Annotated in this window: 12 protein-coding genes; 8 read left to right on the top strand and 4 right to left on the bottom strand. The window is 64.2% G+C overall.

Annotated elements, in window-relative coordinates:
• Window positions 1–80 precede the first annotated feature (80 nt).
• Together IEY43_RS05090 and IEY43_RS05085 are read right to left on the bottom strand one after the other, a co-directional pair.
• Window positions 81–1,469, bottom strand: a complete 1,389-nt coding sequence (locus tag IEY43_RS05090) for an MFS transporter (RefSeq protein WP_188947527.1) — start codon at window positions 1,467–1,469, stop codon at window positions 81–83.
• A gap of 322 nt (window positions 1,470–1,791) precedes the next feature.
• Window positions 1,792–3,204, bottom strand: a complete 1,413-nt coding sequence (locus IEY43_RS05085; RefSeq protein WP_188947526.1) for an NAD(P)H-quinone dehydrogenase — start codon at window positions 3,202–3,204, stop codon at window positions 1,792–1,794.
• Between the two features lie 125 nt (window positions 3,205–3,329).
• On the opposite strand from IEY43_RS05085, the gene IEY43_RS05080 reads away from it, so the two are divergent.
• From IEY43_RS05080 to IEY43_RS05065, 4 genes are all read left to right on the top strand, one after another.
• The gene (locus tag IEY43_RS05080; protein WP_188947738.1) at window positions 3,330–4,130 is read left to right on the top strand and encodes a purine-nucleoside phosphorylase; all 801 of its coding nucleotides are present in this window, start codon (window positions 3,330–3,332) and stop codon (window positions 4,128–4,130) included.
• A gap of 74 nt (window positions 4,131–4,204) precedes the next feature.
• Complete coding sequence (locus IEY43_RS05075; protein ID WP_188947525.1) at window positions 4,205–5,923, top strand: phospho-sugar mutase; 1,719 nt, start codon at window positions 4,205–4,207, stop codon at window positions 5,921–5,923.
• 43 nt (window positions 5,924–5,966) lie between these two features.
• Window positions 5,967–6,653 (top strand): deoxyribose-phosphate aldolase, encoded by a 687-nt coding sequence (gene deoC / locus IEY43_RS05070; protein WP_188947524.1) that lies wholly within the window; start codon window positions 5,967–5,969, stop codon window positions 6,651–6,653.
• A 32-nt stretch (window positions 6,654–6,685) separates the two neighbouring features.
• Entirely contained in the window at window positions 6,686–6,943 is a 258-nt protein-coding gene (locus IEY43_RS05065; protein ID WP_134780801.1) for a hypothetical protein, read from the top strand.
• 131 nt (window positions 6,944–7,074) lie between these two features.
• On the opposite strand, the gene IEY43_RS05060 is transcribed toward IEY43_RS05065, so the two are convergent.
• Window positions 7,075–7,224: a hypothetical protein gene (locus IEY43_RS05060; protein ID WP_188947523.1), complete on the bottom strand. Its 150-nt coding sequence runs from the start codon at window positions 7,222–7,224 to the stop codon at window positions 7,075–7,077.
• Window positions 7,225–7,378: 154 nt separating this feature from the next.
• Between IEY43_RS05060 and IEY43_RS05055 the strand changes: the two genes are divergently transcribed.
• Together IEY43_RS05055 and IEY43_RS05050 are read left to right on the top strand one after the other, a co-directional pair.
• Window positions 7,379–9,277, top strand: coding sequence for a heavy metal translocating P-type ATPase (locus IEY43_RS05055; RefSeq protein ID WP_188947522.1), 1,899 nt, complete (start codon window positions 7,379–7,381; stop codon window positions 9,275–9,277).
• 47 nt (window positions 9,278–9,324) lie between these two features.
• A complete protein-coding gene (locus tag IEY43_RS05050; RefSeq protein ID WP_188947521.1) occupies window positions 9,325–9,855 on the top strand; it encodes a hypothetical protein in 531 nt (176 codons plus the stop codon).
• A 147-nt stretch (window positions 9,856–10,002) separates the two neighbouring features.
• Here the strand turns inward: IEY43_RS05050 and mfd are convergent, their stop codons facing one another.
• A complete protein-coding gene (gene mfd, locus IEY43_RS05045; protein ID WP_188947520.1) occupies window positions 10,003–13,617 on the bottom strand; it encodes a transcription-repair coupling factor in 3,615 nt (1,204 codons plus the stop codon).
• A 243-nt stretch (window positions 13,618–13,860) separates the two neighbouring features.
• Between mfd and IEY43_RS05040 the strand changes: the two genes are divergently transcribed.
• Window positions 13,861–14,355, top strand: coding sequence for a DUF2505 domain-containing protein (locus IEY43_RS05040; RefSeq protein WP_188947519.1), 495 nt, complete (start codon window positions 13,861–13,863; stop codon window positions 14,353–14,355).
• A 174-nt stretch (window positions 14,356–14,529) separates the two neighbouring features.
• Window positions 14,530–15,882, top strand: a complete 1,353-nt coding sequence (gene nhaA, locus IEY43_RS05035; RefSeq protein WP_188947518.1) for a Na+/H+ antiporter NhaA — start codon at window positions 14,530–14,532, stop codon at window positions 15,880–15,882.
• The last annotated feature ends 46 nt before the right edge of the window (window positions 15,883–15,928 follow it).

Genomic DNA, 15,928 nt, shown 5'->3' with positions numbered 1-15,928 from the left:
GAAAATAGAAAAGCCCGTACCAACCTCGAAAGGTTGATACGGGCTATTCGTGCGTCATCTGCGCATCACGCCGGAGTTAGTTACTCGACGAACTCTTCCATGTCCACATCCGAAGTATCGCGGGTCATGAACAGTGCAACCAGGGTCAGGACTGCACCGATGGCCAGGTAGATGCCCACGCCCACGGTGTTGCCGCCACCGGCATTCCACAGTGCGATGGCCACGAACGAGGCCGGGGCAGCACCGATCACGGAAGACATGTTGTAGGCGATGGCCGAGCCGGTGTAGCGCACGTTCGACGGGAACAGCTCAGGCAGGTATGCGGCCATCGGGCCGAAAGTGAGGCCCATCAGGGTGAAGCCAACGATCAGGCCCACCATGGCGGCGGCCTGGCCCGGACCGAAGAACAGCGTCCAGCCGGCGCCGAAGATCAGGATCGCCACGGTGACCCAGATCAGGAACTTGCGACGGCCGAACTTCTCGGCCAGCGGTCCGGAGGCCACGGTGAAGATACCGAAGAACACCACGCCGATGATCAGCATCGTCAAGAAGACCGGACGATCGATGCCCAGGCCCGGGACGAACCCGGCAGCGTCGAAGACCTTGCCCTTGGCCTCGGCCGCGGCGCGGGCCGCTTCCTCGGTGGCAGGAGCGGTGCCGTAGGTCAAGGTGAAGGAAGTCATCAGGTAGAAGAGCACGTAGGTGGCCACCATGATGAAGGTACCGGCAACAACCGGGCGCCAGTGGTGCCTCATGGTTGCCTTGAATGGCGATTTGAGGACCTTGTCCTGCGAAATCACCTTCTGGAAGGAAAGCGATTCAACCAGCTTCAGGCGGACCCACAGTCCGATGACGACCATGACAGCCGAGAAGTAGAACGGAATGCGCCAGCCCCAGGCCATGAATTGCTCGGGAGTCAGCGAGGTCTGCAGGAGCACGAACATCAAGTTGGCGATGATGAAGCCGACCGGGGCTCCCAGCTGCGGGAAGGTTCCGTAGATCGCGCGCTTGTTCTTCGGGGCGTTCTCGGTGGCCAGCAATGCGGCACCCGACCATTCGCCGCCCAATGCCAGGCCCTGGGCGAAGCGCAACAGCACCAGCGCCGTCGGCGCCAGCACGGTCCACATGCCCTGCGCCGGAGGCAGGAAACCGATCAGGAATGTCGAAATGCCCATCAGCAGCAGCGAAGCAACCAGCGTGCCCTTGCGGCCGAGCTTGTCGCCGTAATGGCCGAAGACGACCGAACCCAGCGGGCGGGCAATGAAAGCCACGCCGAAGATGGCGAACGAGGAGAGGATCGCGTTGATCGTCGTTGCGTTCGGGAAGAACAGGGCCGGGAAAACCAGCACAGATGCAGTGGCATACGCATAAAAGTCGAAGAACTCCACCGTGGTGCCGATCATGCTGGCAAACAGCACCCGGCCACGGGTATTCTCCTTTGGCGCTACCGCGGTATTAGCCTTCGACATGGAGGCTTCTCCTTAGTGATGAGCGATAATCGAATGTAACAATCCTAAACCCGCGTGCTCAGCATACGGATACCGGTGTCCACTATTTGGACATTTGATTCGAATGCGTCAATCACTCACCGATGATTCAGGCTCCGACCTGCACAAATTCGTAGTCCCTTGAATACGGGATGACTAGTACCATCTCTTCAAACTCCATATCAGAGCAATCGCGTTCTGTGAAGATCCAGAGAACAAATCTGCTTTAGTCGATGTCACAAATGGGAAAGGCCGCCGCCCTTTCCGAAGTTCGGAAAGAGCGGCGGCCCAGCGGCTATTGCGACTAGCTGTGCCGGTGCAGGCGGCGCGCTGCCTCGGCCAACGAACCGGACAGCGACGGGTAGACCGTGAAGGTCTCCGCCACGTCATCCACATGCAACGAATTCTGTACGGCCAAGGCCAGCGAGAAGATCAGTTCGCTGGCGCGCGGTGCCACGACAACGCCGCCGATCACGGTTCCCGAACCCTTGCGGGAGACGATCTTCACGAAACCCTGGTCAACGTTCATCATCTTGGCGCGGGCGTTGGTGTTCAGGTCGACCTTGATGATATTGGCCTGGTACTTGCCTTCAGCCACGGCCCGCTGGGTCACGCCGACAGTTGCGATCTCAGGGGAGGTGAAGATGTTCGATGCCACCAGGTCCAGGTTCAGCGGCTTTACCGAATCGCCCAGCAGGTGGGCGACGGCAATACGCCCCTGCATTGCGGAAACGGAGGCCAGCGCGAATACGCCGGTGCAGTCGCCGGCGGCGTAGATGTTGGTCGCGGTGGTGCGGGAGACGCCGTCAACCTGGATGTGCCCGGACTTGGTCAGCTGCACGCCGGCCTCTTCCAAGCCCAAGCCCTCGGTGTTCGGAATGGAACCCACGGCAACCAGGCAGTGGCTGCCTTCCAGCACGCGGCCGTCGGCCAGGGTCACGAAGACCTTGTCCCCCTTGCGCTCCACGCCTTCGGCGCGGGCCTGCGCCACGACATTCACGCCGTTGGACTTGAAGACATCCTCCAGCACGCCGGCCGCATCGGCATCCTCGCCAGGAAGCACGCGGTCGCGCGAGGAGACCAAGGTCACCTTGGCGCCCAGCAAGTTGTAGGCGGAAGCGAACTCGGCACCGGTCACACCGGAGCCGATCACGATCAGGTGCTCGGGCACCTCGTTCATGTTGTAGATCTGGGTCCAGTTGAAGATGCGCTCCCCATCCGGCTTGGCAGTGGGAAGCTCGCGCGGATGCGCACCAACCGCCAACAGGATCGCGTCGGCCTCAACGGTCTGCTCGGACCCGTCGGGGCGCGATACATGGACGGTGCGGTTGTCCACCAGGCGGCCTTCGCCAATGATGATGCGCACGCCGGCACGTTCCAAGGTGGTGCGGATATCGCCGGACTGCTCCTTGGCAAGGTCCAGCAAACGGTGGTTGACCACCGAAAAGTCGGTTACTGCCGAATCCAGTCCATCCACGTGGACACCGAAGGTCTCAGCGTGCTTCACGCGTCGCACCGCATCCGCGGTGGCGATCAAGGTCTTCGACGGCACAACGTCAGTCAGCACGGCTGAACCACCCATGCCCGCACGTTCCACCACGGTGACGTTGGCTCCCAGCTGGGCCGCGCCCATGGCTGCCTCATATCCGCCCGGGCCGCCGCCGAGAATTACCAATCGGGTTGCTTCGTTCCTACGTTCTGCGCTCACGGATACCATTGTTCACCATGGGCGGATATTGCGCACATCGTCGCCGCAGGAGGTCTGGCGTGATTTTGGTTGTGAAGCACTAGTTTCACCTGACAAAGCGCCCCGTGGGCGGTAGCGTATTTCACGTGACTGATATGCATAATGACCCACAAGTTCTCGCTTCCGAGGCTGCCCAGGCGATCGCCGAGCAGACCGGCGTAGCACAGCATGACATCGCCCTGGTCCTCGGCTCCGGCTGGGGACAGGCCGTAGAGCTGGTCGGCGAAACTACCCACACCCTGGATGCCACCGCGATTCCAGGCTTCCACGCCGCCGCGGTGCCCGGCCACCACGGCACCATTTCCTCGATCCTGACCGAATCCGGCAAGCGCGTGCTGGTGCTCGGCGCCCGCACCCACTTCTACGAGGGCCGCGGCGTGCGCGCAGTGGTCCACCCGATCCGCACCGCGGCGGCCGCCGGCTGCACCCAGCTGGTGCTGACCAACGGCTGCGGCGGCCTGAACGAGAACTGGGCTCCGGGCACCCCGGTCATGATCTCCGACCACATCAACCTGACCGCCGCCTCCCCGCTGGAGGGTGCGACCTTCGTTGACTTGACCGACCTGTATTCCTCGCGCATCCGCGGCATCGCCCGCGAGGTCGATGCCACCCTGGACGAGGGCGTGTACGCCCAGTTCACCGGCCCGCATTACGAGACCCCGGCCGAAGTCCAGATGGCCAAGCGCATCGGCGCCGACCTGGTGGGCATGTCCACCGCTTTGGAAGCCATCGCCGCGCGCCACGCCGGCATGGAAATCTTCGGCATGTCCCTGGTGACCAACCTGGCCGCCGGCATCAGCCCGGTGCCGCTGAGCCACGAGGAAGTCATCGAGGCAGGCCAAGCCGCCGGCCCGCGTATTTCCAAGCTCCTGGCGCAGATCATCGCGCGCCTCTAGGCTCCGGCGGGGCGGCAGCCAACCGGCGTCCGCCCCGTGACGCGCGTGTGAGTAAGAACTAAGCAGGGAGAACCATGGAGAACGAATCCGCACAGCACCAGCTGCTGGAGACCGCGACCGCTTGGGCGTCCGCGGATCCGGATGATGCCACCCGCGCCGAACTGCAGGAGCTGGTCTCCCGCGCGCGGTCGGACGCCGCCGCAATGGAGGATCTGGCCGACCGCTTCAGCGGCGTGCTGGAGTTCGGCACCGCCGGGTTGCGCGCCGAACTCGGTGCGGGCCCCATGCGGATGAACCGCGTGGTGGTGCTGCGCACCGCCGCGGGCATCGCCCGCTTCCTGGGGCAGCAGGCCGATAGCGCCTACACCCCGAAGGTGGTCATCGGCTTCGACGCCCGCTACAACTCGGATGTGTTTGCCCGGGATTCGGCCGCGGTGTTCACCGCCGCGGGCTTCGAGGTGCTGCTGATGCCTGCACCGCTGCCCACCCCTGTGCTGGCCTGGGCGGTACGCCGCTTTTCCGCGGAGGCCGGCATCATGGTCACCGCGAGCCACAACCCTCCGCGCGACAACGGCTACAAGGTCTACATCGGCGGCCGCGCCTCGGACGACGCCGGCCGCGGCGCGCAGATCGTCTCCCCTGTCGACGCACGGATTGCGGCGCTGATCGACCATGGTCAGCCGGTCTCCCAGATCCCGCAGGCGGACTCGGGATGGCAGATACTGCCCGATGCCGGCACCGAGGGCGATATCGAAGCCGAGTATCTGGCCGCCATCGGCCCGGTCGTCGAGCCGCAGCCTGACCGCGGCCAGCTGCGTGTGGTGGTCAGCGCCATGCACGGCGTGGGCGGGCACACCATGCGCCAGGCCCTGCTGAACGCCGGGTTCGGTGACGTGCACATGGTCGCCGCGCAGGAGCACCCGGACCCGGAGTTCCCGACCGTGAAGTTCCCCAACCCCGAGGAGCCGGGCGCCATCGATCTGTCGCTGGCGCTGGCCCGAGAGGTCGGGGCGGATCTGGTGATCGCCAACGACCCGGACGCCGACCGCTGCGCCGCGGCCGTGGAAGACCAGGGCGCCTGGCGCATGCTGCGCGGCGACGAAGTGGGCTGGCTGCTGGGCGACCATCTGGCCACCCGCCTGCCCGAGGGCCGCAAGCTGGGCAATTCCATCGTTTCCTCGCGCATGCTGGCAGCCATCGCCAAGGATGCCGGGCGCGAACACGAGGAAACCCTGACCGGCTTCAAGTGGATCTCCCGCGTGGAGAACCTGGGTTTCGGGTACGAGGAGGCGCTGGGCTACTGCGTCGCCCCGGACCTGGTGCGCGACAAGGACGGCATCTCCGCCGGTGTGATGCTCGCTGATCTTGCCTCGCAGCTGAAGGCCGCAGGCAGCAGCATCCCGCAGCGGCTGGATGAGCTGGCCGCCCGCCATGGCGTGCACGTCACCGACCAGCTGTCGCTGCGATTCACCGACCTGGCTCAGATTCCCGTGCTCATGGACAAGATCCGCACCAATCCCCCGGAGCATCTGGGCGGATCCGCGGTCAGCGAGGTCACCGACCTCTCCCAGGGCTCCGAAAGGCTTCCGGCCACCGATGCCATGGTGCTGCATACCTTCTCCGGGGCGCGTGTCATCATCCGCCCGTCGGGAACGGAGCCGAAGCTGAAGTGCTACCTGGAAACCATCGAGCCGGTTGATGACATCGCACAGGTCGCCCAGGCGCGCCTCGATGCCACAACCCAGGTCCTGGCCATCAAGGAACAACTGGCCGCGTACCTGAACGCCAACTGATACCTGCCGCCCGGAAACGCGGCACCAACAATTCGAGGACATCATGACTGAACTAAGCGCCCGCGACATCGCCGGCTACATCGACCACACCCTGCTGGCGGCCAACGCCTCACGCGAACAGATCACGACGATCTGCGACGAGGCCAAGAAGTACGAATTCAAGTCCGTCTGCGTGAACCCGGTGTGGACTTCGACCGTCGCCCGCGAACTGGAAGGCACGAACGTGCTGACCTGCACGGTGATCGGCTTCCCGCTGGGCGCCTCCGCCACCGCCACCAAGGTGTTCGAAACCACACAGGCCGTCGCCGACGGCGCGAACGAGATCGACATGGTCATCGACATCGCCGCCGCCCTGCGCGGGGACCGCGACGCGCTGGTCAATGAGATCTTCGCCATCGCCCAGGCCGCCCATGAGGGCGGAGCGATCCTGAAGGTCATCATCGAGACCTGCCTGCTGACCGAAGACGCAAAGGTCCTTGCCTGCGAAGCCGCCAAGGCCGCCGGTGCCGATTTCGTCAAGACCTCCACCGGATTCTCCACCGGCGGAGCCACCGTGGAAGATGTGGCGCTGATGCGCCGCACCGTCGGCGCCGAGATGGGTGTGAAGGCCTCCGGCGGCGTACGCAGCCTGGAAACAGCGCGCGCCATGATTGAAGCCGGTGCAACAAGGCTAGGTTCCAGCTCAGGAGTTGCTATCCTAGAGGGAGAGCAAAGCGGTTCCAGCTACTAGGCAGCCGCACCAAAAGTCAACAAGGAGCAAAAGTGTACTCGAACGGCAAGAACACTGCCCATTCCGGTGAAGGTCGTCTGGCTGGCAACCTGGTCGCCTTCGTTATCTTCTTCGCGGTCTTCGCAGGCGCGTTGTACTCGCTGTCGTTCTGGACTTTTGAAAATGCCTGGATTCCTTCCATCCTCTGCTTCGGTCTGACCGTCATCGCCTTCGCGGTGCCGATGCACCTCATGGGCCGCGCCGACAAGGCCGAGGAATTGGTTGCAGCAGCATCGGAATTCCAGAAGTAAAATACTTCATCACAGCGGGGAGGCCTACGGGCCTCCCCGCTGTTGCTTAACCGGCCTTCGGCCCCGGCCCTGGGACCAGATTTCAGCACGGCCGACGTCCCCTGCCTGTAGTGTGGGGGTGCATGAATCCATTAATACCCAACGCGCATGAAGTAGTTGTCTTCTACGTCCTCCCTCTGGTCATCACCGTGGTTCTGGCCATCGTGGTCTATAAGCTGATCAAGAGATCCACGAAGGAAACGGAACTCCACCGGAATAGTGATGATCAGCATCCCGATCATGACTCCTAGGCGGTTCTGAAGAGCTGTTTGAAGTTACCGTCACGACTCCCCTGTTGGACTTCACCGCCAGACGAATCCCGGCTCCGGACCGGCCATCATTGCTATGGTGAGACTATTCGATACACAGGCGCTGACCGGTCGATAGGGAGACATCGTGAAGCTGGGACAACTGATTCGACGCTATCCGCTGTTGGCCGCGGCGGTCATCGCCCTGCTCGCCACGGGAGCCGCCGCCTTGGCCGGCATGGACGCCGCCAGCCGGTGGATCGCATGGATTGCCATCGCTGGCGCCGTGCTATGGATCGGCGCCGGGATGGTCAAGGACCTGCTGCGCGGCCACTACGGACTGGATATCCTGGCGCTCGTGGCGATTATCGCCTGTCTGCTGGTCGGCGAGTACCTGGCGTCCCTGATCATCGTGCTGATGCTTTCCGGCGGCGAAGCCCTGGAGGACTTCGCCCAGCGCCGGGCCACCAGCGAGCTCTCCGCGCTGCTGGACCGCTCCCCACTGCAGGCCCACCTCGCCGCGGATGAGTCCGGCCAGGATGTCACCGACGTCCCGGTGGAACAGGTGGAGGTCGGCGACCTGTTGCTGGTGCGTCCCGGCGAGCTGGTTCCCGTCGACGGCCTGATGCGTTCCGAGACTGGAAGCTTCGATGAATCCTCGCTGACCGGCGAACCGCTTCCGGTGATCCATGCCAGGGGGTCCGAGGTGATGTCGGGGTCGGTCAACGGCTCGCAGGCCGTCTACCTGCAGGCGCTGCGACGCAGCAGCGACAGCCAGTACCAGCAGATCATCGCGCTGGTACGGCAGGCACAGGACTCCAAGGCACCGGTGGTGCGGCTGGCCGACAAGTTCGCAATTCCCTTCACCCTGCTGTCCCTGCTGATTGCGGGCATCGCCTGGGCGGTGTCCGGAGACCCGGTGCGCTTCGCCCAGGTCCTGGTGCTCGCCACCCCCTGTCCCCTGCTGATTGCCGTGCCGGTCGCCTTCCTAGGCGGCATGTCCCGCGCTTCCAAGGAAGGTGTGGTGGTCAAGGGCGGGGCCGTACTTGAGCAGCTCGCCAAGGTCCGCAGCGCCGCCTTCGACAAAACCGGCACCCTGACCGCAGGCCGGCCCGCGCTGGTCGGCATCCAGACGCAGCTGGATCCGGACGAACTGTTGCAGCTGGTAGCCTCCGCTGAGCAGTTCTCCACCCATGTCATGGCCGCGGGCCTGACCGCTGCGCTTGCCGACCGGGGGCTGCCGCTGCTTCCTGCCGAAGACGCGCAGGAAGTGGCCACCAACGGCGTCAGCGCCCTGGTCGACGGGCGCCGGGTAGCCGTGGGCAAGCCGTCGTTCATCGCCGCCATGGACCCGGCCCTGGAGCGGGTCGAGCTTGAGCCGGGGCAGTCCGCGGCCTACGTCGCAGTGGACAACAGCTTCGCCGGCGTGATTCTGATGGCCGACGCACCGCGCCCTGAAGCCTCCGCGGTGCTGCGCTGGATGCGCGACCACGGCGTGGAAAACCAGGTCATGCTTACCGGCGACGTGGAACAGACAGCGCTGGGCGTCGCCGCCCAAGTGGGCATCGGCAAGGTCGAAGCGGAGCTTCGCCCTGGACAGAAAGTCCAGCTGCTCAAGGACATGCAGCCCCGGCCGGTCCTGATGCTGGGCGACGGCACCAACGACGCCCCGGCACTGGCCGCCGCGGACATCGGCATGGCCATGGGCTCGCGCGGCTCCACCGCGGCCGGGCAGGCCGCCGACGCCGTGGTCCTGCGTGATTCGCTCGGACCGGTGGCCCAGGTGATGGCCATCAGCCGCTACACCCTGAGCGTGGCGCATAGCGCCATCTGGATCGGCATCGGGCTGAGCGTTGGGCTCATGCTGGTCGCCACCACGGGTGTGATTCCGGCGGTGACCGGAGCCCTGCTGCAGGAGGTCGTGGATCTGGTGGTCATCGTCTATGCCCTGCGCACGCTGCGCGGGCCCCGCCCCGCCGACTTCCACGGTGCGCTGCCGACCCAGTCGACCGTCGCCTTGGCACAGCATGTGCGCAGCAGGGATTAGACTCAGCATTCAAGTTCGCTGCCACGATGTCCTTGGGAAGCCGTCGAATGCTGAACCGAGCAGCTGAGCCAAATCCTTCTGTCAAAGTCACACGGGTTGGCGAAGTCGCTGTACAAGAATGCAATGATTATTCGGTGAGCATGCCCCGCAAATACCTCGTGAACTGGCCGTCCGCGATTACTGCGATATTCGCAGATTCGTTGGTGATATGGCTACCAGTGTTGGGAATGCTTTATTTCGGTCCCGATTCCGCTCCTGCCGTGGCCATTGGCTGGATTTTGGTTGCCGCGATGATCAATTTCATATCGTATTCTGCTGGGGTCACCGTCGGTACTCGCACAGCAGGTTTCCGAATTCAAAAGCGCCAAGGCCAGGCTCCGGGAAAAGGTTATGCGGTACTGCTGACGTTGGCGAGCTTGGTTTCACTTCCCGTATTTGCAGCGCTATTACTCATCAATTACATCGGAAACAATAACTCCCCGGAACACTTGTCCGGTTATCCACTCATTGGCGTTCGAACCTCGAGACGGCCCCTTCTGCAAGCCGCGGATAACTACTGGCGACGTTGGTCAGCATAAACAGGCGGCTGCTTGAGCCAAACCAGAGGGATGTGCCGTTGGCTTCTGGCGTATTCGGTTCCGCAGCGACGTGTCGGGGCAGCTATGGCTCCCGGCACGTCGCTGTGCAATTGCCTGATCTTGATTGCATCAGGCATCCAGTCTTCGCTACCCCTTCGCCGCAGCCACCGGGGTGGGTTCGAAGATCGCGTAGACCAGGTTCTCCGCCCAGTCCAGCATGGCTTCGTCCGCCAGGTCCCGTCCGCCGACCGGCGAGGTCTTGGGCTTGGGAATGAAGATGGAGTTCAGCGCCGGCTTGTTCGCCGAACCCGGGTACAGCCGTTCCAGGCGCACCTGGCGGCTGGCCGGCAAGTCCTCGATCTTCGCGGGCGACACCTTGATGTGGTTGCCGACCTGCTGGATGTCGTGCAGTCCCACCGCACGGGCGCGGATGCGCAGGGCCGCGACGCGCAGCAGGTTCTGCACCGGCAGCGGCAGCTTGCCGTAGCGGTCCTCCAGCTCCTCGCGGACCTCGTCCAGCGCCTCGCTGGTTTCCGCGGAGGCGATGTTCCGGTAGGCCTCCAGGCGCAGTCGCTCCCCCGGCACGTAGTCGTGCGGCAGGTGCGCGTTGACTGGAAGGTCGATCTTCATCTCGGTGGCTTCTTCTTCGCCCTCGCCCTTGTAGTCGGCTACTGCTTCGCCGACCAGGCGCAGGTAGAGGTCGAAGCCCACCCCTGCAATGTGCCCGGACTGCTCCCCGCCCAGCAGGTTGCCGGCACCGCGCAGTTCCAGGTCCTTCATGGCCAGCTGGTACCCCGAGCCCAACTCGTTGTGCGCGGCCACGGCCTTCAGGCGTTCCAGGGCAACCTCGCCCAGCGGCTTCTCCGCGTCCCACAGGAAGTAGGCGTAGGCGCGTTCGCGGGCGCGGCCCACGCGGCCGCGCAGCTGGTGCAGCTGCGAGAGCCCGTAGTTGTTCGCGCGGTCGACGATCAGCGTATTGGCGTTGGAGATGTCCAGGCCGGTTTCGATGATGGTGGTGGAGACCAGAACGTCGAACTTCTTCTCCCAGAAGTCCTGGATGATCCGCTCAAGCCGCGACTCGCTCATCTTGCCGTGCGCCACCTCCACGCGCGCCTCGGGAATCAGCTCGCGCAGTTCCGCGGCGACCCGGTCGATGGAGGACACGCGGTTGTGCACGAAGAACACCTGCCCGTCGCGCATCAGCTCGCGCTTGATCGCGGCGCTGATCTGCTTGTCGCTGCGCGGGCCCACATAGGTGAGCACCGGGTGGCGTTCCTCCGGAGGGGTGGCCAGGGTGGAGGTTTCGCGGATGCCGGTCAAGGACATCTCCAAGGTGCGCGGGATCGGGGTGGCGCTCATGGCCAGCACGTCCACGTTCGTGCGCATCTTCTTGAGCTCTTCCTTGTGCTCCACGCCGAAGCGCTGTTCCTCGTCGATGACCACCAGGCCCAGGTTCTTGAACTCCACGTTCTTTGACAGCAATCGGTGGGTGCCGATCACGATGTCCACGCTGCCGTCCTTCAGCCCGGCCAGGATCTCCTTGGATTCCTTGGCCGTCTGGAAGCGGGACAGCGTCTTCACGCGGACGGGGAAGCCCGAATAGCGTTCGGTGAACGTCTGGTAGTGCTGGGAGGCCAGCAGCGTGGTGGGAACCAGCACTGCGACCTGCTTGGAATCCTGCACGGCCTTGAAGGCCGCGCGCACCGCGATTTCAGTCTTGCCGAAGCCCACGTCGCCGGAGATCAGCCGGTCCATCGGGATCTCCTTTTCCATGTCCGCCTTGACTTCGTTGATGGCGGTGAGCTGGTCCGGGGTCTCGATGAAGGCGAAGGCCTCCTCCAGTTCGCCCTGCCACGGGGTGTCGCCGGCGAAGGCATGGCCACGGCTGGCCATGCGTGCGGAGTACAGCTTGATCAGGTCCCCGGCGATCTCCTTGACGGCCTTGCGCGCCTTGGACTTGGTGCTGGCCCAGTCCGAGCCGCCCATCTTGGACAGCGTCGGGGCTTCCCCGCCCACGTAGCGGGTGATCATGTGCAGCTGGTCCATCGGGACAAAAAGCCGGTCCCCGGGTGCTCCGCGCTTGGAGGAAGCGTATTCGACCACCAGGTATTCGCGCTTGGCGTCCTTGCCCGCTCCATTGACCTTGCGGGAGACCAGCTCCACGAACTTGCCGATGCCGTGCTGCTCGTGGACGATGAAGTCCCCGGCCTGCAGGCTCAAGGGGTCCACGGCGTTGCGCTTGCGCTTGACCGTGAGCTTGCGGGACTTGCGGTTCGGGTAGGCGCTGGAGCGTCCCAGCAGGTCCGCTTCGGTCAGCAGCCCGGTCTTCAGCTCATCGAAGACGAAGCCGCGCCCGGCGGTGGCCTGGGTGATCTCGATCAGCCCCGCGGTGGGCTCCGCCGAGAGGTCTTCCACGCGGTGGGCCGGGATCTTGTATTCGCCGAAGAGCTCGGAAAGGCGCGCAGCCGGGCCGGGGCCCTCGGTGGCAACCACCAGGCGCCATCCGTCGGCCACGCGGGAGGCGATGAACTCCATCATCGCCTCGATGTCGCCCTGGTAGCCGTGGGGTTCGCGAGCCGGCACGCGGATGGTGGCCGCGCCCAGGTCCAGTTCCTCATCGGAGCCGAGCGAGGTGACGGCCCACCAGGAGACCTTGGCCTGGTGTGCGTGTTCGACGGTCTGCGCGAGCGAGGCGAAATCACCGGATTCGAGCTTGCGCCCGGATTCGGCGGTGCTCAGGTCCAACGGCGCGCTGGCGCCGTCCGAGGCCGAGGCCCACGCAGCGGCCAGGAACTCCGCGTTGGTTTCGTTCAGGTCGTGGGCGCGGGCGCGCACGCGTTCAGGCTCCATGACCAAGGCAATGGAAGACTCGGGCAGCAGCGACAGCAGCGGCACCATCTCGTCCACCAGCAGCGGGGCCAGGGATTCCATGCCTTCCACCGCAATGCCGCCGGCGATCTTGGTGAGCATTTCCGTGGTGGCCGGGAAGCTGGCCTTGAGGTTTGCCGCGCGGCTCATCACCTTGGGGGTGATCAGCATTTCACGGCATGGGGTTGCGGTGATCGAGGTCGGCCCGGCCCCGTCATGGGAGCGCTGGTCCGCGATGGAAAAGTAGCGCATTGTGTCGATTTGGTCGCCGAAGAAGTCCACGCGCACCGGATGCTCCAGGGTGGGCGGGAACACGTCGATGATGCCGCCGCGCACGGCGAATTCTCCGCGGTGGGTCACCATGTCCACGCGGGCATACGCCGCGGCGGCCAAATCCCGGATCACCGTGTCGAATCCCGGCTCGGCATCCAGTGCAAGGGTAACCGGGCGCAGTTCTCCCAGACCCGCCACCAGCGGCTGCAGCACGGCGCGGATCGGCGCAATGATGATCTTCAGATCCGGATCCCCGTCATGCAGCCGGCGCAGTACCTCCAGCCGCCGGCCCACGGTATCGCTGCGCGGGGAAAGCCGTTCGTGGGGCAGGGTTTCCCAGGAAGGGAATTCGGCGACGTGCTTGGACGGGAGGTAGGCGGCCAGCGAGGCCGAGATGTCTTCGGCTTCACGGCCGGTGGCGGTGACGATCAGCGTGACGGCGCGGTCATGTCCTTCGGCCAGCCCCTGGCTGACGTGGGCGCCGATAATCGGACGCATGCCCTGCGGCGCGGCAATTTCCAGCTCGTCGCTGCGGGTGGAAAAACTTTGTGAGGCACCTTGGCGGATACGGCGGAATGACGATTCTTCACGCAGGAAATCATGAAGTCCAACTAGGCTCATGCGGCTTTCGTGTCCTCTCGGGCAGGTTATGGGCCAACGCGCGCGAGGCGTTCAGCCCGGTTTGACACCACGAACACCGACCGCAAAGCTTTTCCGCGGCCGGCTAAATGCCAATATGTTGTTTTGATGCCTTCCTAGCCTACCTAATCGAGGTGAGCAGATAGGGTTAATGTTGTCCATTATCCGGGACCGGCAGCTGCCGATCTCCCGGCCGCCCAGATTTCTAGATTGGGATATCCATTCATGGCATTGAACGCAAGCACTCAGATCGCCCACCCGGCCGACCGGGTCATCGCCACCTTGGCTGACCGCGGCTTCGCTGAGCACCTGACCTCGCTGGCCAACGGCACCCTGCAGGACTTCACCGTCAGCGGTGACACCTCCGGCGCCTTCACCCTGACCACCGTTCGCGCCATGCCTACCGACCGCGTGCCGGACATCGCCCGCAAGTTCGTCGGTGCCTCGATCCAGGTAACCCAGGTTGAGCAGTGGAGCGCTCCGGATGCCGCTGGCAACCGTTCTGCATCCGTGAAGATCGATGTGGCCGGCGTGCCCGTGTCCGTATCGGGCAGCGAGAAGCTGACCGCCCAGGGCGACACCACCGAATTCGCCATTGAGGGCAAGGTCTCCTCCTCGATTCCATTCATCGGCGGCAAGCTTGCCTCGGCGGCCGAGCCGTACCTGGGCAAGGCACTGAATCTTCAGGCTTCACAGGTGAATGCCTGGCTTTCGAAGTAGCGTCGACGACGTCGCTTGAGACGCCGACCACAGACGCCCGGACCGGTGATTTTTTTCGCCCGGCCTCCGGGCGTCTGCGTGTTGGGACGCGAATTACGTTAGGGTTGAACATGGTGTGCCGGGAAGTCTGGTCGGCGTGAATTGTTCATTTAACGAAGTAAGCGAGTACAACGCATGACCAACACTCCATCTTCGGGTTCCCCAAAGAACCTATTTTCCCGGCCGAGCTACAGCGAGTCCGTGCGTATCGGAGACATCCTGCGCAAGGAGACCGTCGGCGGCCTGGTCCTGATTGTCGGCGCAGTGCTGGCCCTGATCTGGGCCAACACGCCAATCCGCGAATCCTACTTCGCGTTGCGTGATTTCCAATTCGGGCCCACCATTTTCGGTGTCGACCTGAATCTCTCCATCGGCCATTGGGCCGCCGACGCCCTGCTGGCGGTGTTCTTCTTCCTCACCGGCTTGGAGCTGAAGAAGGAATTCGTCATCGGCGACCTGCACAACGTCAAGACCGCGGCCGTCCCGGTCGCGGCGGCCTTCGGCGGCGTCGCAGTTCCTGCACTGATCTTCGTGATCGTCGCGGCGGCCTCGGGCGGTTTCGGCAGCGAGCTGATGCAGGGTTGGGCCATTCCCACGGCCACTGACATCGCCTTCGCCGTCGCGGTGCTGGCGGTGATCGGTTCGTCCCTGCCGACCGCGCTGCGCATCTTCCTGCTGACCCTTGCCGTGGTTGACGACTTGATCGCCATCGTCATCATCGCTTTCGTCTTCACCGACGACCTGAAGCTGGGCTACTTGGCCCTGTCGCTGATCCCGATCATCCTGTTCACCGTTCTGGCCCGGACCTTGGGCAAGTTCTTCGCGACCCGCCTGTGGGCCGCCTGGATCATCCTGCTGCCACTGGGCATCGTCACCTGGATCTTCGTCTTCGGCTCCGGCATCCACGCCACCATTGCCGGTGTGGTCCTGGGCTTCTGCGTCCCGGTCAAACGCACCGACGGACGCGAAGGAATCGGCCTGGCCGAGCAGTTCGAGCACCGTTTCCGCCCGCTGTCCTCGGGTTTCTGCATTCCGGTCTTCGCGTTCTTCGCCGCCGGCGTGACGGTCATTTCCCCGGAATCCGGCAGCGGCGGACTGCTGACCGACCCGGTCTTCTGGGGCATCGTGCTGGGTCTGGTGCTCGGCAAGCCGATCGGCATCATGGGCTCGACCTGGGTGCTGACCAAATTCACCAAGGCTTCCCTGGACAAGGACGCCAAGTGGGGCGACCTGTTCGGAGTGACCCTGCTGGCCGGCATCGGTTTCACCGTCTCGCTGCTGGTCTCCGAGCTGTCCTTCGGCCTGGAGTCGGAGCACTATGAGCACGCAAAGGTGGCCATCCTGGCCGGCTCGTTCATCGCCGCGATCCTCGGCGCCCTATGGCTGGTTCCGCGCAACCGCCGCTACAAGGAGATCGCCGAACGCGAGACCCGTGATGACAACAAGGACGGCATCCCTGACGTCTACCAGCAGGATGAGGACAACTAGTTCCTGACTGGTTCGCAACGCAAAAAATCTCTGGTTCCACCCTTGG

The organism is Glutamicibacter protophormiae, from assembly GCF_014647495.1.
In the GTDB taxonomy this organism is placed as follows: Bacteria; Actinomycetota; Actinomycetes; order Actinomycetales; family Micrococcaceae; genus Glutamicibacter; species Glutamicibacter protophormiae.
The sequence above is the reverse complement of the archived record's forward strand: the minus strand, read 5'-3'. Positions and strand labels throughout refer to the sequence as shown.